This window comes from Rhizobium sp. YTU87027, from assembly GCF_050644135.1.
In the GTDB taxonomy this organism is placed as follows: Bacteria; Pseudomonadota; Alphaproteobacteria; order Rhizobiales; family Rhizobiaceae; genus Rhizobium.
This window is the reverse complement of record NZ_CP098440.1, coordinates 1,387,659-1,404,021: the sequence shown is the minus strand read 5'-3', so window position 1 is coordinate 1,404,021 and position 16,363 is coordinate 1,387,659. Positions and strand designations below refer to the sequence as shown.

The following is a 16,363-nucleotide window of genomic DNA, read 5'->3' as shown; positions in this document are numbered from 1 at the left end:
AGGTGGACCGATTGGATCAAGCGCCGCCGGGCAGGGCGGCAGGTAAGGTGAAAGTATGGCTGGCAGCGTAAACAAGGTAATTCTGATCGGGAACGTGGGCGCCGACCCCGAAATCCGGCGGACCCAGGATGGCCGGCCGATTGCCAATCTTCGCATCGCGACGTCCGAGACTTGGCGTGACCGCAACTCCGGTGAACGCCGCGAGAAGACGGAATGGCATACGGTCGTGGTCTTCAACGAAGGCCTCTGCAAGGTCGTCGAACAGTATGTGAAGAAGGGCGCCAAGCTCTACATCGAAGGTGCGCTGCAGACCCGCAAGTGGCAGGACCAGAACGGCCAGGACCGCTATTCGACGGAAGTCGTTCTGCAGGGCTTCGGCTCGACGCTGACGATGCTCGACGGTCGCGGCGAGGGCGGAGGCGCAAGCTCCGGCTTTGGCGGCGGTCGCGGCAGCAATGCCGGCGGTGGCGATTTCGGTGGCGGTGGCGGCTACGGCGACGACTACGGTGCGCCCTCGCAATCATCTGGCCGCAGCAGCGGTGGTAGCGGTGGAAACTTCTCGCGCGATCTCGACGACGACATCCCGTTCTGATCGCAGACTATCCTCCGTACATGAATAGGACGGCGCGCCGCGAGGTGCGCCGTTTGCTTTTCAAGCTCACGGGCTTGGACGTCCCGCACGCTTACCGCGATGGAAGCCATTGCAGGCAACCGGCTTTTTGATTTAGCCAACCGGCATCGTGACGAGGGCAGACTTCAAACCGTCGACGACGAACTGCGTGGCGAGCGCTGCCAGGATGACGCCGAGAAGGCGCGTCAGAATTGCGCGCCCTGTTACGCCAAGGAAGCGATCGAGCCTTTCGGCGATGAGCAGCGAGAGAAACAGCAGCAGCAGGCTCAATGCGATGACAATGATCAATTGCGCCCGCTCAAGCGAAGCCTGCATGGACCCAGCAATCAGGATCGTTGCCGAAATGGCGCCTGGACCGGCGATCAGAGGGATCGCCAACGGAAAGACCGAGATATTATGGATATGATCGACGGTGATTGCAGCCGTGCTCGTCTTTTCCTTACGGTCCTGCCGCTTCTCGAATACCATTTCAAAGGCGATCCAGAACAACAGAAGACCACCGGCAATGCGGAAGGCGCCGATCGAGATTCCGAGCACCCCGAGCACGCTGGCCCCGAACAAGGCGAAAGCGGCAAGAATGACAAAGGCGATGATCGAGCCGCGCAGCGCCACCTGTTTTCGCTGGCTGCGGCTCATGCCGGTCGTGAGCCCGAGAAAGAGTGGAGCAAGACCAGGCGGGTCGATCGTGACAAGCAGCGTCGTGAAGGCGTTGATCAGTTGGTCGACGCTTGCCATTGTCTCTCCGTGAGCCCATATAAACACTTGGTTTTTGGGCGATTGTGATGCGGAGAGGCCATTTTGGCAAATGGTGTTATTAGGGCGGTACAAATAACCGTCCCAGAGGCTTCCATTGCCCTCATAAGACCGCAAAAGTCTGTTCAAAACCCCTGCCAAAATTAGCGTAGGAACAGGCTTTCCGCTATAAATCTTCAAGTGATTCTAGAAGAGATCGTGATCTGTTTTGACTGAGCAAACACCCCCCGGCGGCGGGAAGCTCCCGCCAGGCATCGAGCCCATCTCCATCATGGAGGAAATGCAGCGGTCGTACCTCGATTACGCGATGAGCGTTATCGTCAGCCGCGCCCTGCCTGATGTGCGCGACGGCCTGAAGCCCGTGCACCGGCGCATCCTTTACGGCATGTCCGAACTCGGCATCGACTGGAACAAGAAATACGTCAAATGCGCCCGCGTTACCGGGGATGTGATGGGTAAATACCATCCGCACGGCAATGCGGCGATCTACGACGCGCTGGCGCGTATGGCACAAGACTGGTCGCTCCGACTGCCGCTGATCGACGGCCAGGGCAACTTCGGCTCCGTCGACGGTGATCCGCCGGCGGCCGAACGCTACACCGAGTGCCGCCTGCAGAAGGCCGCGCATTCGCTGCTCGACGATCTCGACAAGGAAACGGTCGACTTCCGCGACAACTATGACGGCACACTCTCCGAGCCTGTCGTCGTTCCCGCGAAGTTCCCGAACCTGCTGGTCAACGGGGCAGGCGGCATTGCCGTCGGTATGGCGACCAACATCCCGCCGCACAATCTGTCCGAAGTCATCGACGGCTGCATTGCGCTGATCGACAATCCGGCGATCGAACTGCCCGACATCATGCAGATCATTCCCGGCCCGGACTTCCCGACCGGCGCCAAGATCCTCGGTCGCGCAGGCATTCGCTCCGCCTACGAGACAGGTCGTGGCTCCGTGATCATGCGCGGTGTCGCCACCATCGAGCCGATGCGCGGCGATCGCGAACAGATCATCATCACCGAGATCCCGTATCAGGTGAACAAGTCGACGATGATCGAAAAGATGGCCGAACTGGTACGTGACAAGCGTATCGAAGGCATCTCCGACCTGCGCGATGAATCTGACCGCCAGGGCTATCGTGTCGTCGTTGAATTGAAGCGCGACGCCAATGCCGACGTCATCCTGAACCAGCTTTATCGCTACACGCCGCTGCAGACCTCCTTCGGCTGCAACATGGTGGCACTGAATGGCGGCAAGCCGGAACAGCTGACGCTGCTCGACATGCTGCGTGCCTTCGTCTCCTTCCGCGAGGAAGTCGTTAGTCGGAGAACGAAATTCCTGCTGCGCAAGGCGCGCGAACGGGCTCACGTCTTGGTCGGCCTCGCGATTGCTGTTGCGAATATCGACGAAGTCATCCGCGTTATCCGCCAGGCGCCAGATCCGCAGTCTGCCCGTGAAGAACTGATGACGCGCCGCTGGCCGGCGTCCGACGTCGAAAGCCTGATCCGCCTGATCGACGACCCGCGTCACCGCATCAACGAGGACCTGACGTATAACCTCTCGGAAGAGCAGGCACGCGCCATCCTTGAACTGCGTCTGGCCCGCCTGACCGCCCTCGGCCGTGACGAAATCGGCGACGAACTCAACAAGATAGGCGAAGAGATTAAGGATTATCTTGAAATCCTGTCGTCGCGTATCCGCATCCAGACGATCGTCAAGGAGGAGCTTACCGCCGTTCGCGACGAATTCGGCACGCCGCGCCGCACCGAGATCATGGACGGCGGTCTCGAGATGGACGATGAGGATCTCATCGCCCGCGAAGACATGGTCGTGACCGTTTCGCATCTCGGCTACATCAAGCGCGTGCCGCTGACGACGTATCGCGCCCAGCGCCGCGGCGGCAAGGGCCGCTCCGGCATGACCACGCGCGACGAAGATTTTGTTAGCCAGCTATTCGTTCTCAACACACATACGCCGGTTCTGTTCTTCTCGTCGCGCGGCATCGTCTACAAGGAGAAGGTCTATCGCCTGCCGATTGGCACGCCGACCGCGCGTGGCAAGGCGCTCATCAACATGCTGCCGCTGGACCCCGGCGAACGCATCACGACGATCCTGCCGTTGCCGGAGGATGAGGATAGCTGGGACAAGCTCGACGTAATGTTCTCGACGACGCGCGGAACGGTTCGCCGCAATAAGCTCTCCGACTTCGTCCAGGTCAACCGCAACGGCAAGATCGCTATGAAGCTCGAGGAAGAGGGCGATGAAATCCTCTCCGTCGAGACGTGCACCGAGCATGACGATGTACTTCTGACGACAGCACTCGGCCAGTGCATCCGCTTCCCGGTCGACGATGTCCGCGTCTTTGCGGGCCGCAACTCGATCGGCGTCCGCGGTATCAACCTTGGCGATGGCGACCGCATCATCTCGATGACGATCGTCGGGCATGTGGACGCTGAGCCATGGGAGCGCGCTGCCTATCTGAAGCGGGCCGCAAGCGAGCGGCGCCTCACGACAGGTGATGCAGAGGAAATCTCGCTCGTCGGCGAGGAAGTGACCGATGAAGGTCAGCTGAGCGACGAACGCTATGAGGAACTGAAGGCACGTGAGCAGTATGTCCTGACGGTTTCGGAAAAGGGCTTCGGCAAGCGCTCCTCGTCTTACGATTTCCGGATTTCGGGCCGCGGCGGCAAGGGCATTCGCGCCACAGATACGTCGAAGACGGCGGAGATCGGCGAACTCGTCGCTGCTTTCCCGGTCAACGACGGCGACCAGATCATGCTGGTTTCCGATGGCGGACAACTGATCCGCGTTCCAGTGGGCGGCATTCGTATCGCGAGCCGTGCAACGAAGGGCGTCACCATTTTCTCGACGGCAAAGGACGAGAAGGTTGTATCCGTTGAGCGCATCAGCGAGCCGGAGGAAGAGGCAGAAGAGGTTGCCGGGAATGGCGACGACATTGCCGCGACCCCGGAAGGCGCGCCCGATCCGGAAGCTTGATGTTCTGACCTTTTGATCTTGAAAACCGGGCAACTGCCCGGTTTTCTTTTTTGAACTGCTGGGGATGTTTGAAGCGCGGGGTAGCGCGCAGTCGAAGGAGGACCAGATTGATCCGGATTCTCAGTATTGATGACATTGCAATCTTTAAAGCCATTCGGCTGGAGGCATTGCGAACCGAACCGGCAGCCTTTGCCAGCAGCGCCGAAGACTGGGAGGCGCTGTCAGACGACGAATGGCGCAAGCGATTGGTTGAAGGGCCGGTATTTGTGGCCTTCAAGCGCGGCGATCCGATTGGCATCATGGGGCTGAGCAGACAACGCGCTAGCAAGATGGCGCACCGTGCGACGCTAATCATGGTCTATGTGCGTGGCGGCGAGAGGACCGGAGGCCACGCCAAGGAACTACTGGAGGCAACTGTAGCTTATGCGCGCAAGAACGGAATTCGGCAGCTGGAGCTCGCCGTCAGTGCCGAGAACACAGCCGCCAGACGATTTTATGAACGCGAAGGCTTCCACGAGGCCGGGCGCATTCCCGGCGGCTTCATCCATGACAGCAGGGAAATTGATGATGTCATCATGGTTCGGCGCATCAACGATCAAGAGAATGTCGGTTCGCACCGTTGAGCGACAGTTACCAGTATCATCTTCAGGCATGAGAAAGGCCGGACGAGATGCTCATCCGGCCTTGAGTGGTCAAAACGCATTCCCAGAATAGCGGCAGCGGTTAGAACCAACTGTGCTTTCCATCGACCTTCTTTACCTCTTCGTTTTCATGGCGAAGGGCGGCGATAGTGGATGCCACGGACACGACAAACATGATGCTGATAAGGGCGGTTAGCACTGTTAGTATCGTGAACATGAGCAATCCTCCTGGGCTTTGCGTTCACGTTCCTTAGTACTGGCTCATTACCGCCGTGCGAGCGGACGCATAGGGGCCATATACCTTGGACGCATCTCCTTTGTGATCGTAGAGCGCGACTGTCGCTGCAAGCATACCGGTCATCATTACCATCCAGACAGCATTAATCATGGTAATCTTATTGGGCATATTTTCTTCCTTGTGCGGCGTATCGCGTTACGCTGGTTGAGTGAACGCATCCGTGCGAAAATGGTTCCAGGGATATTGACCGGTCGTTTACCAAGGCCGATCTGAAGCGACTTTGAATGCGCCGTTCATCTGGCGTTCAGAATTCTTAATCGGTTTAAACGCCACGTTTCCTGTTGCACGCACGATTGCGTGGTGTTCCCGGACGCTTGGCCGAACCCAGCTTGCATCCTGGATATCCCGCACGTAGCCGTAGAGAAATTCGGCAAGCAGCGAGACGATAACAGCGATTGCAACAAGGATGATCAGCATGAGCGTTTCCGGCGGAGGGACCGATGCCGGAATGACATCGGCTGTTGACGCTCTCCCTTATAGACATGCCACCTGAAGCCGCCTTGAATGGCGCATTCATCAGCTGTTCAGCGAACGGGCAAATGACTTGCGGGCGGCCCTTATCCATGACAAAAGGTCGTCGAAACAAACGGCTAGGCCAGATGACGACAGCTTTTTATCCGGGGTCGTTCGACCCGATCACCAACGGACATCTGGATGTTCTTATCCAGGCACTGAGCGTTGCATCCAAGGTTATCGTCGCGATCGGTATCCATCCCGGCAAGACGCCGCTCTTTTCCTTCGACGAGAAGGCGGATCTCATTCGTCGGTCGTTGGCGAAAGCGCTGCCTGAAAAGGCGGGCGATATCTCGGTTGTGGCCTTCGACAATCTCGTCGTCGACGCGGCGCGCTCCCATGGAGCGACGCTTCTGATCCGCGGCCTCAGGGACGGCACCGATCTCGACTATGAAATGCAGATGGCCGGGATGAACCGCCAGATGGCGCCCGACATTCAAACGATCTTTCTGCCCGCCGGAACGGCCTCACGGCCCATAACCGCCACATTGGTCCGGCAAATCGCTGCCATGGGAGGCGATGTCAGCGCCTTTGTGCCGGCTGCCGTCTTGAAAGCCCTTCAATCCAAGCGCAAATCCTAGGCGACCTTCTCGCCGCAACGGAGCCAACATGAAACTTTTCTCTCTCGCCTTTGCAGCCGTGCTTTCCCTTGCCTCGTTCGGCGGCAGCGCATTCGCACAATCAGGCAACACGCTGACGATCCAGCTGAAGGACGGTCCGGTCGTGATCCAGCTTATGCCCGAAGTCGCACCGAAGCATGTTGCCCAGATCGAAGCGCTCGCCAAGAAGGGCGCGTATGACAACGTCGCCTTCCATCGCGTTATCGAAGGCTTCATGGCGCAGACCGGGGACGTGAAGTTTGGCAACATGGAAAAGGGTTTCGATGCGAGCCGTGCCGGAACCGGTGGCTCCGACCTGCCTGACCTGCCGGCAGAATTTTCGAAGACGCCTTTTGTTCGCGGAACTGTCGGTATGGCCCGCTCGCAGGATCCGAACTCGGCGAACTCGCAGTTCTTCATCATGTTCGCTGACGGCTCATTCCTCAACGGCCAGTATACGGTCGTCGGCAAGGTCGTCTCCGGTATGGAGAATGTCGACAAGATCAAGCGCGGCGAAGGCCAGAACGGTGAAGTCAGCAATCCCGACCGGATGATCAAGGTCACCGTCGGAAGCAAGTAAGTTTCAAGACAAGTAGGAGAAGAAGAATGGCCGAGATCAAAGATCCCGAAAACACCATCATCCTGGAAACCACCAAGGGCAATGTTGTCATCCAGCTGCTGCCGGAAGTGGCACCGGAACACGTCGCCCGCATCAAGGAACTCGCTCGCGAGAAGGCCTATGACAACGTTGTATTCCATCGTGTCATCAACGATTTCATGGCGCAGACCGGCGACGTGAAGTTCGGCAAGAAGGGCGGCGAGAGCTTCAACCCGAGCCGCGCCGGCATGGGCGGTTCCGAAAAGCCTGACCTCAAGGCTGAATTCTCGGCAGTCAGCCACGTTCGCGGCACCTGCTCGATGGCCCGCTCGCAGAACCCGAACTCGGCCAACTCGCAGTTCTTCATCTGCTTCACGGATGCTCCCTGGCTGAACAAGCAGTACTCCGTCTGGGGCCAGGTCATCGAAGGCATGGACAACGTCGACAAGATCAAGAAGGGCGAGCCGGTTGTCGATCCGGACTCGATCGTCTCGATGCGGGTTGCCGCTGACGTCTGATTGTGATTTCTGCTGAAACCCGCCCTTGCGCGAAAGCGTGGGGCGGGTTTCGCTTTGCCCGGACTTGAGTAATGCGCGTAGACCTCTTTGATTTCGACCTGCCGGATGAACGGATCGCACTGCGGCCAGCCGAGCCGCGCGATAGCGCACGTCTGCTCGTCGTCGATCCACCCGGCGAGGTACAGCGATCCGACCATCGGGTCAGCGATCTGCCTGATTTCCTGAGGGCAGGGGATGCGCTTGTCTTCAACGACACCAAGGTGATCCCGGCGCAGCTCGAGGGTATCCGCCATCGCGAAGGCGCCGGCGGTCAGCAGGTTTCGGCGACGTTGCACATGCGCGTTGGTGCAAGCCGCTGGAAGGCCTTCGCCAAGCCCGGCAAGCGCATCAAGATCGGCGATCGTATCTCGTTCGGCCACGACGGTAGCAGCTGCCTTCTCGGGAAGCTTGAATGCACGGTCGAAGAAAAGGGCGAGGGCGGAGAAGTCACGCTTGCCTTCGATCTTTCCGGACCGATGCTCGACGAGGCCATCCATTCCGTCGGCCATATTCCGCTGCCGCCCTACATCGCTGCGAAACGCGCTGAGGACGAGCGCGACCGCGCCGACTACCAGACGATTTATGCCCGCGAGGAGGGTGCCGTCGCTGCCCCGACGGCCGGGCTTCACTTCACGCCTGATCTTTTCGAAGCCATCGACAAGGCGGGCGTCGAGCGGCATTTCGTGACGCTGCATGTCGGTGCGGGCACCTTCCTACCGGTGAAGGCCGACGATACCGACGATCACAAGATGCATCTCGAGAGCGGCTATGTCAGCGCCGAGACCGCGGCGAGCCTCAATGCCGTCAAGGCGAGGGGCGGGCGCATCATCTGCGTCGGCACGACTTCATTGCGGCTGATCGAAAGTGCCGCGCAGGAGAACGGCGAAATCCGCGCCTGGGCCGGTGCCACCGGCATCTTCATCACGCCTGGCTACCGCTTCAAGGCGGTTGACATGCTGATGACGAACTTCCATTTGCCTCGTTCGACACTGTTCATGCTCGTTTCGGCTTTTGCTGGCTTCGAAACGATGCACGCCGCCTACCAGCACGCGATTTCGACGGGCTACCGCTTCTATTCTTATGGCGATGCCAGCCTTCTTTTCCGGAAAGACTAAATGACCGAGAACTTTCAGTTCACTATCAAGAAGACAGACGCCGGTGCGCGACTGGGCGAAGTCTCGATGCCGCGCGGCACGATCCGCACGCCGGCCTTCATGCCCGTTGGTACCGTCGGCACGGTCAAGGCGATGTATCTCGACCAGGTTCGTGACACGGGCGCCGATATCATCCTCGGCAATACCTACCATCTCATGCTGCGCCCGACGGCCGAACGTGTTGCGCGCCTCGGCGGCCTGCACAAGCTAATCCGCTGGGAGCATCCGATCCTGACCGATTCCGGCGGGTTCCAGGTGATGTCGCTCTCTGGCCTCCGCAAGCTCGACGAACAGGGCGTGACTTTCAAGTCGCATGTCGATGGCAGCCTGCATCACATGTCTCCGGAGCGCTCGATCGAGATCCAGGGATTGCTCGATTCAGACATTCAGATGCAGCTCGACGAATGCGTGGCACTTCCGGCGGAACCGCGCGAGATCGAGCGCGCCATGGAGCTTTCGTTGCGCTGGGCGGAGCGATGCAAGGTCGCCTTCGGCGTTCAGCCGGGCAAGGCGATGTTCGGCATCGTGCAGGGCGGGGATGTGCCCGCGCTGCGCATCCGGTCAGCCGCGGCACTGACCGATCTCGACCTCAAGGGCTATGCCGTTGGCGGTCTCGCTGTCGGCGAGCCGCAAGACGTCATGCTGAAGATGCTTGAAGAGACGCTGCCGGTTCTTCCTACGGAGAAACCGCGATACCTCATGGGCGTCGGTACGCCTGACGATATCCTGAAGTCCGTCGCTCGCGGCATCGATATGTTCGACTGCGTCATGCCGACCCGCTCCGGCCGGCACGGGCTTGCGTTCACGCGGCGAGGTAAGGTCAACATCCGCAACGCCCGTCACGCCGAGGACATGCGGCCGCTCGACGAACAGTCGAACTGCCCAGCCTCACGCGACTACTCGCGTGCCTACCTGCATCACCTCGTACGTGCCAATGAGGCGCTCGGTGGGATGCTGCTTTCCTGGCATAATCTTGCCTATTATCAGGAACTGATGCAGGGCATCCGCAAGGCAATAGCCGAGGGACGCTTCGCCGATTTCATGGCCGAGACCATGGAGGAATGGGCGAGGGGCGATCTCGATCCAGTCTAGGGCCACTTACGAGGTGCGGCGCACTGCGAATCCCGCCTGCCTGCCACTCAGATGCCCTTGCTTTCGGTATTCGGCACGATCTGGACGCCGTTGATCTTGTAGCTCCCGTCAGGTTGACGGGCCACCTGATAGATCGCGGTCCAGTCTTTGCCGTCACGGCCTGATATCAGTACCTCGTGATAGATCATCGCGCCATTGTCGATCGAGCGGCTGCGCCCGAAGGCATAGTTGCCAGGGTGATAGACCGGCCCGTAGCTTTTCTTGACCATGGCGAAGAAGACGTTCTTGTCTGGATAGATCGCCTTGATCCCGGGTGCGGCAAAGGAATAGGCCGTATCAACGTCGTCGTTCAGGAACGCTTTGATCTGCGCCTCGATCATCGTGCGCGTCGTGTCGATCGGATCTTCGGCGCGAGCGGTCGCGAGCAAAACGAAGGACGCGACACACAGAATGAAAACTGCGACAAAGGCGCGCATGGCAACGGCTCCGACTGTCCCAGGGGATTGTAGGGCAGTCTACGCACAAAGAAAGAGTGTAGATCAGCGGGCTCTTCCCACCCGGCTACATCCTCCAACGATGGCGGCCAAGCTGACGGGCCATTTCGTTGACAGGCACTTTTGCCGCCACCAGCTGGTGTAGGCGTCGTCGGTCGGCGAGAGCAAGCTGCGTATAGCATCGGGACATGCCAAAATCTCCAAAGTGAAGCCATTGAAATCATTGGCATGTCGCACTTGGAAATAGAATGTACCCCCTTACATTTGTGACTTCTAATGTAAATGCAACAAGGGCTTAAAGGCTACTACAGGGCAGGGAGATCAGCCCCCGATCCGACCGGCTGGGCCGGGTTGAAAGGGCGGAGCGGGGGCGGGTGATGACGCACCCCTTCGGCTTTAGCTTTCTCACTAGCAATTGTTCTTTTACCGCTCGATACTCGCTGGGACTTGCATGGCGCAGTTGGGGATCAAAGCCGCACGATGCTTCCGGAAATCAACCTGCAAGGTGACGTCGACATCGCCGCGCTGTCACCACTTCTTCGCGGCATGCTTCTTTCGGTTGCCTATGCTGACGGTGAGGGTGGCATAGGATTGACGGCGACCGGCGCCATGAACCGCAAGTTCGTGCATTGGGCCGCTGTGCACTTCCTCTGGCCAGGATTCACAGCCGAGGACCTCTACAGCATGAACAAGGTGCTCAATGAAAGCGACATGCCGCCGCTTTGGGTCGTGCGCGACATGGCCCGTCATCTGAAGCTTCTTCGCGGGAAAAAGGATGTGCTGCTGCCAACCAGACGCGGCCGGGAGTTTTTGGTGAACCCGCAAGCCTTCTTCGATCTGGTCGCCACGGATTATCTCTATTCCTATGTCCACGCCACCGAGCGGGAAGAGGAGGTCCGAGCGCGGTTACGCTGGTGGCGCATGTTCCTCAATCTTCTCAATATCAAGGCCAGAGAAGGTTGCACGCCAATGGACGTTGTGAAAATCCTCTATCCAGACCTGGCGCCTTTGTCGGACACCGAAATGACCATAGGAGCCTGGGAGTTGAAATCCGATCTTCAGTATGGCGTCTTCCAACGCTTATGCTGGCTCGGCTTGCTCTACGAGGCACGAGAGGGGCTCACTCTTCTGCAGGATGGATCCTTCCACAAGACGCCACTTTGGGCAGCTTGCCTGCAGTTGGAATCGGATACGCAAAGCGATATCGGCGTGCATTGACGATCTCTATTCTGCCGCTGGCTGCCTAATAACACTTTCTCTCGCCGCGCAATCACCGCAGGATCATTCATGAAATCCGTCCTCCGCCCCGGCTTGCCGTCATTTGTTCACTTCACGCCTGAACACTTCAGCTGGGGTGCGGAACCCAAGGCATTTTCTCGGCGTACTGTTCAACCGATCGATCAGTGATCGTATCGATTCATCAGGAACGGACAGGACAGCAGTATCCCTCGGCAGGTAACGCCGAATCCGCCGATTCATGTTCTCAACGGAGCCTTTTTGCCAGGGCGCAGACGGATCGCAGAACCATGCATCGGTTCCCATTCCTTGCTTCAGTCGCCGCCAGGAGACGAATTCAAATCCGCGATCAAACGTCAAACTTTGCCGGGCATGCCTGGGCAGGGGGCTGAGCACGTTGATGAGCCGCTCCATGATCGGCTTGGACTGCCGGTCGTTGTTCTTGAACAGCATGGTGAACCGGCTCATCCGCTCGACAACCGTTGCCACATTGGCATTGCCCTGAACCCTTTCGAAGATCATCAGATCGGCTTCCCAGTGACCGAATTCCTTGCGATCGTTGATGGCTTCCGGCCGATGTTTGATCGAACGCTCATCTGGAAAGACCGGGTTCTGCGGTTTGCGAGCATATCTCGGCCGGCGCTTTCTCCGCCGTTCCGGAAGAAGCCGCGCCAGTTGCTGCCGTTGTCCTTCCGGTGAATAGACATATCGGTAGATCGTCTCGTGACAGACGCTTGCCTTGGCCGCTGGTTCGATCTTCAGTCGTCCAGCAATCTGTTCCGGCGACCAGCCGGATTCCAACTTTCCGATCACTTCGTTCCGCAGATCCTCGCGACGAAAGAGCTTGCCGATCCGCCGGCGCCTGTCGCGCGCCATGTCGTTGGCGGTCATCGCCCAGTAGCCCTCGGCATCGGGGAATTCCTGATCGTGCCAGTAGTTGCGTTTGATCTCCCGGGAGATGGTCGCGCGGTCCCGGCCGAGGCGTCTGGCGATCTCAGACTGGCTAAACTTCTGATCCAACATCCTGGAAATCGATCGGCGTTCGTCAAAACTCAAATGCGAAAAGGTACGGATCAAACCATGGCTCCCGAAAAGCAGGCAGCTTAGCGCCTTTGTTGCAGTTCGAGATAGAATGTGCCATTGTTTGTTTGTTAAATCGCATAAGATAGATTATGGAACTATCGGGGCAATCGATGTCCACCGCGAACTCGTCATCAAGACGACCCGGATCAGATTTACAAAAGACCTTCTCTTTCAGCTCATTATGAACGTACGTTGATGCTTGTTGAGAAAATCACTCGCCCTTTACCGGTCGCCGCTTTAACGGCGGCCCTGGCATGAGAAGTTTCAGCCACCAGAGAGCGCGAAGCGCATGCTAAAAAGCGTCAGACGGGCCTCAGACGCTTTCCAGCTCCGCCAACTCGATATCGAAGCTCATCTGGTCATAAGCTGGTATGACGTGGTCCGGCGTCTCGGCCATAACGGTGTCGTAGTCGAGCGGGGTATGCATGTGGGTCAGGATTGCCCGCTTTGGCTTCAGACGATCAATCCAGTCCAAGGACTGTTCCAGCGACAGGTGGCTGGGATGATATCGGTACTGCAGCGCGTCGATAATCAGGACATCGAGATCCTGAAGTTTCGTGACAGTTTCCGGAGGAAAGTCACTGATATCACTGCAATAAGCGACATCTCCGATGCGGAATCCCAGCGACGTGATATCACCATGCTGCTGTGTGTGGGGACGGAATGAAATCGTGCCTCCGGCGCCGCTAATTCGCAGCGGCAGGTCAATGCATTCAATGATCTTGGGTTCGACGATCGGCGGATAGTTACTGCCGGGGGGCGTCTCCATGCAGTAGCCGAACCCCTGGCGAATGCGATCCATCGTCTCCTTCGTCGCATGGATAGGAACGCGTTGCTGTGATCCATAGAAATAGCCGCGAAGATCGTCGAGACCATGAATATGGTCGGCATGCGGATGTGTATAGAGAACCGCATCGATGTGCGTGACGCCGGCGGCGATCATCTGCTCGCGAAAGTCCGGCCCGGTGTCGACAACGACGGTGGTGACGCCACCGTTGTCATCAAATTGCTGCACCATGAAGGCCGCACGGGTACGGCGGTTCTTCGGATTGGCCGGATCGCAGGCGCCCCAGTCACCTGTAATGCGAGGAACGCCGGGCGACGACGAACAGCCGAGAATGGTGAAACGCCGTCTGTATCCCACGCTGTCAGATCCTCGGCATCTTTGAGAAAATGCGGAATGCGTTCTCCGTCGTGATCCGCGCCATCTCTGCGTAGCTAAGTCCGAGCGTCTCGGCCAGAACCTCGGCGGTGTTCACCACGTAGGAAGGTTCGTTGCGCTTGCCGCGCCAGCGCTTCGGCGCAAGGTACGGCGCGTCCGTTTCGACCAATAAGCGATCATGAGGGATAGTCTTGGCAATGTCGCGTAATTCCTCTGACTTCGGAAATGTCAGAATGCCGGAGAATGAGACATAGCCGCCCAATTCGACTCCGACCCTTGCCAGTTCCGCGCCCGACGAGAAGCAATGGAGAATGAAGGGAAACGCCCCCCTGCCCGTTTCCTCAGTCAGGATTGCCGCCATGTCTTCATCGGCGCTGCGGCTATGGATCACCAGCGGCAGCTGTGTTTCGCGCGATGCATCGATATGGCGCCGCAGTCCCATCTTCTGGTCCTCTGGCTTCTGCGTGTCATAGAAATAGTCGAGACCGGCTTCGCCGATCGCCACGATCTTCTCATGGGCCTTGGCCAGGCGCACCAGCTCTTCGGTCTGAATGTCGAGCTCGTCTCCGGCGTTGTTCGGATGGGTTCCGACAGAACAGAAGACCGACGGATATCTCTCCGTGATCGCCAGCAGGCCGTCGAGCTTGCGCACCCGCGTCGAGATCGTCACCATCTGCTTGACGCCGGCGTCGTGAGCGCGCTTGACGATCTCGTCCCGCTCCTCTTCGAAGTCGGCGAAATCCAGATGACAATGCGTATCGATCAGCATGGCGTCCTCACGCTTCCGGCGCAACGTAACGCGGGAACACTGGCTTCGGCGCTTCGAGCGGTGTGCCGGCGAGGAGGCGGCCGGCCTCGCCGAGTGTTGCGAAGTCGCGCTTATCGGCAGGAGCAGCAACGAGATCCAGCAGCATGCCCGCCGATTCCGGCACGAATGGCTGCAGCAGAATGGCGATCTGGCGGACGACCTCGGCCGTGACGTAGAGCACGGTGCCCATGCGCGCGGGATCGGTCTTCTTCAGAGCCCACGGCTCCTGACCGGCAAAATAGCGATCGGTTTCGGAAACCACCGCAATAATCGAGGCCAGAGCACGATGGATGAGCTGCTTGCCCATGTCGTCGCGTGTCGAAGCGAGTAGCGCGTCGGCCTGAGCCAACATCGCCTTGTCCTCATCCGTCAGCGGACCGCATTGCGGGATCTTGCCGTCGCAGTTCTTGACGATCATCGACAGCGAGCGGCTCGCGAGGTTTCCGATGCCGTTGGCCAGGTCAGAGTTGATACGGGTGCCAATAGCCTCTTCGCTGTAGCTGCCGTCCTGGCCGAAGGAGACTTCGCGCAGGAAGAAGTAGCGCACCTGATCGAGGCCGAAGTGGTTCACCAGATTGACCGGGTCGACGACGTTGCCGAGCGACTTCGACATCTTCTCACCCTTGTTGAGCAGGAAGCCGTGCGCGAAGACGCGCTTGGGAAGTGGCAGCTTCGCCGACATCAGGAAAGCAGGCCAATAGACCGCATGGAAGCGGATGATGTCCTTGCCGATGATGTGAACATCCGCCGGCCAATACTTCGCGCGAGGACCGTTGCGATCCTCGATGTAGCCGGTCGCCGTAATGTAGTTCGTCAGGGCGTCAACCCAGACGTACATGACGTGAGACGGGTCGTTCGGTACCTTGATGCCCCAATCGAACGTCGTGCGCGAGATCGAGAGATCCTTGAGCCCCGACTTCACGAAAGAAATGACTTCGTTGCGGCGTTCGGCCGGGCCGATGAAATCCGGGTTGGCTTCGTAGTGCGCGAGCAGCTTGTCCTGATATTCGGAAAGCTTGAAGAAATAGCTCGCCTCTTCGACCCACTCGACAGGCGTGCCTTGCGGGCCATAGCGCACACCATCGGCGCGCAGCTCGGTCTCGTTTTCCTGATAGTAGGCTTCGTCACGCACCGAGTACCAACCGGCGTAGGAATCCTTGTAGATATCGCCGTTGTCGGCCATCAGGTTCCAGATGTTCTGCGAGGTCTCGTGGTGACGCTGCTGTGTCGTGCGAATGAAATCGTCGTTCGACGCATTGAGCAGCTTCGCCATAGCCTCGAATTCGCCGGAGTTGCGGTCGGCAAGCTCCTGTGCCGAGATGCCTTCGGCGCGCGCCGTTTGCTGCATCTTCTGGCCGTGCTCATCCGTGCCCGTCAGGAAGAAGACATCCTTGCCGTCGAGGCGCTGGTAGCGCGCCATGGCATCCGTCGCGATCAGCTCGTAGGCGTGGCCGATATGCGGCTTGCCGTTCGGGTAGGAAATCGCGGTGGTGATGTAGAAGGGTGTCTTGTCTGTCATGGCGGCCATTCGTGTCCGGCTTACTCTATAAAATTTGTCAGCCGCTCTTAGCGCATGTCATGACGAAGCGAAACACCAAGTTTCGAAAGCATCGGCGATTTACCGATGACGGACGTGCTGCACTTGACTCGATTTTAGACGCATTCTACCCAAAGAAAACTCAAAGGCGGAGCAACAGCGACGTGACATCTTCAGCACTCGGCAGCACCATTTCACGCGCAGGCTCGAGGTCG

18 protein-coding genes and 1 pseudogene are annotated in these 16,363 nt (G+C 58.7%); 9 read left to right on the top strand and 10 right to left on the bottom strand.

The genetic code is table 11. From position 1 onward, the window contains the following. Positions 1–55: 55 nt before the first annotated feature. Positions 56–592, top strand: coding sequence for a single-stranded DNA-binding protein (locus tag NBG89_RS07165; protein WP_183757276.1), 537 nt, complete (start codon positions 56–58; stop codon positions 590–592). Between the two features lie 132 nt (positions 593–724). On the opposite strand, the gene NBG89_RS07160 is transcribed toward NBG89_RS07165, so the two are convergent. Continuing rightward, entirely contained in the window at positions 725–1,366 is a 642-nt protein-coding gene (locus tag NBG89_RS07160; RefSeq protein WP_088692737.1) for a MarC family protein, read from the bottom strand. Between the two features lie 226 nt (positions 1,367–1,592). Here NBG89_RS07160 and gyrA point away from each other — a divergent pair, with 226 nt between their 5' ends. After that, positions 1,593–4,376, top strand: a complete 2,784-nt coding sequence (gene gyrA, locus NBG89_RS07155; RefSeq protein WP_431322238.1) for a DNA gyrase subunit A — start codon at positions 1,593–1,595, stop codon at positions 4,374–4,376. Positions 4,377–4,483: 107 nt separating this feature from the next. After that, a complete protein-coding gene (locus tag NBG89_RS07150) occupies positions 4,484–4,999 on the top strand; it encodes an N-acetyltransferase family protein (protein WP_431322237.1) in 516 nt (171 codons plus the stop codon). A gap of 100 nt (positions 5,000–5,099) precedes the next feature. Here the strand turns inward: NBG89_RS07150 and NBG89_RS07145 are convergent, their stop codons facing one another. The 3 genes from NBG89_RS07145 to NBG89_RS07135 form a co-directional block, all read right to left on the bottom strand. Then, positions 5,100–5,234 (bottom strand): hypothetical protein, encoded by a 135-nt coding sequence (locus NBG89_RS07145; RefSeq protein ID WP_280950678.1) that lies wholly within the window; start codon positions 5,232–5,234, stop codon positions 5,100–5,102. A gap of 33 nt (positions 5,235–5,267) precedes the next feature. Beyond that, the gene (locus tag NBG89_RS07140) at positions 5,268–5,405 is read right to left on the bottom strand and encodes a hypothetical protein (RefSeq protein WP_431322789.1); all 138 of its coding nucleotides are present in this window, start codon (positions 5,403–5,405) and stop codon (positions 5,268–5,270) included. Positions 5,406–5,510: 105 nt separating this feature from the next. Beyond that, positions 5,511–5,732: a hypothetical protein gene (locus NBG89_RS07135; protein WP_431322236.1), complete on the bottom strand. Its 222-nt coding sequence runs from the start codon at positions 5,730–5,732 to the stop codon at positions 5,511–5,513. Positions 5,733–5,914: 182 nt separating this feature from the next. Here NBG89_RS07135 and coaD point away from each other — a divergent pair, with 182 nt between their 5' ends. The 5 genes from coaD (at position 5,915) to tgt (ending at position 9,828) form a co-directional block, all read left to right on the top strand. Further along, positions 5,915–6,409 carry a pantetheine-phosphate adenylyltransferase gene (gene coaD / locus NBG89_RS07130; RefSeq protein ID WP_431322235.1) on the top strand — a complete coding sequence of 165 codons (495 nt, stop codon included), beginning with the start codon at positions 5,915–5,917 and terminating at the stop codon, positions 6,407–6,409. 28 nt (positions 6,410–6,437) lie between these two features. Next, complete coding sequence (locus tag NBG89_RS07125) at positions 6,438–7,007, top strand: peptidylprolyl isomerase (RefSeq protein ID WP_088692732.1); 570 nt, start codon at positions 6,438–6,440, stop codon at positions 7,005–7,007. 26 nt (positions 7,008–7,033) lie between these two features. Further along, positions 7,034–7,543 (top strand): peptidylprolyl isomerase, encoded by a 510-nt coding sequence (locus NBG89_RS07120; RefSeq protein WP_431322234.1) that lies wholly within the window; start codon positions 7,034–7,036, stop codon positions 7,541–7,543. A 71-nt stretch (positions 7,544–7,614) separates the two neighbouring features. After that, on the top strand, positions 7,615–8,697 hold the full coding sequence (gene queA, locus NBG89_RS07115) for a tRNA preQ1(34) S-adenosylmethionine ribosyltransferase-isomerase QueA (protein ID WP_431322233.1): 1,083 nt from the start codon (positions 7,615–7,617) through the stop codon (positions 8,695–8,697). Further along, the gene (tgt, locus tag NBG89_RS07110) at positions 8,698–9,828 is read left to right on the top strand and encodes a tRNA guanosine(34) transglycosylase Tgt (protein WP_431322232.1); all 1,131 of its coding nucleotides are present in this window, start codon (positions 8,698–8,700) and stop codon (positions 9,826–9,828) included. Positions 9,829–9,875: 47 nt separating this feature from the next. Here tgt and NBG89_RS07105 read toward each other — a convergent pair whose 3' ends face one another. Together NBG89_RS07105 and NBG89_RS07100 are read right to left on the bottom strand one after the other, a co-directional pair. Next, on the bottom strand, positions 9,876–10,304 hold the full coding sequence (locus NBG89_RS07105) for a DUF4864 domain-containing protein (RefSeq protein WP_431322231.1): 429 nt from the start codon (positions 10,302–10,304) through the stop codon (positions 9,876–9,878). A 97-nt stretch (positions 10,305–10,401) separates the two neighbouring features. Then, positions 10,402–10,512 (bottom strand): annotated as a pseudogene (locus NBG89_RS07100) (helix-turn-helix domain-containing protein); the annotation flags it as partial. 290 nt (positions 10,513–10,802) lie between these two features. Here NBG89_RS07100 and NBG89_RS07095 point away from each other — a divergent pair. Next, positions 10,803–11,540, top strand: coding sequence for a hypothetical protein (locus NBG89_RS07095; RefSeq protein WP_416068508.1), 738 nt, complete (start codon positions 10,803–10,805; stop codon positions 11,538–11,540). Between the two features lie 99 nt (positions 11,541–11,639). Here NBG89_RS07095 and NBG89_RS07090 read toward each other — a convergent pair whose 3' ends face one another. The 4 genes from NBG89_RS07090 to metG form a co-directional block, all read right to left on the bottom strand. Further along, entirely contained in the window at positions 11,640–12,635 is a 996-nt protein-coding gene (locus tag NBG89_RS07090) for an IS30 family transposase (RefSeq protein ID WP_210633345.1), read from the bottom strand. Between the two features lie 319 nt (positions 12,636–12,954). Then, positions 12,955–13,785, bottom strand: a complete 831-nt coding sequence (locus NBG89_RS07085) for an MBL fold metallo-hydrolase (protein ID WP_431322230.1) — start codon at positions 13,783–13,785, stop codon at positions 12,955–12,957. 4 nt (positions 13,786–13,789) lie between these two features. Then, positions 13,790–14,572, bottom strand: coding sequence for a TatD family hydrolase (locus tag NBG89_RS07080; protein ID WP_431322229.1), 783 nt, complete (start codon positions 14,570–14,572; stop codon positions 13,790–13,792). 7 nt (positions 14,573–14,579) lie between these two features. Continuing rightward, positions 14,580–16,130, bottom strand: coding sequence for a methionine--tRNA ligase (metG, locus tag NBG89_RS07075; protein WP_431322228.1), 1,551 nt, complete (start codon positions 16,128–16,130; stop codon positions 14,580–14,582). Between the last annotated feature and the right edge of the window lie 233 nt (positions 16,131–16,363).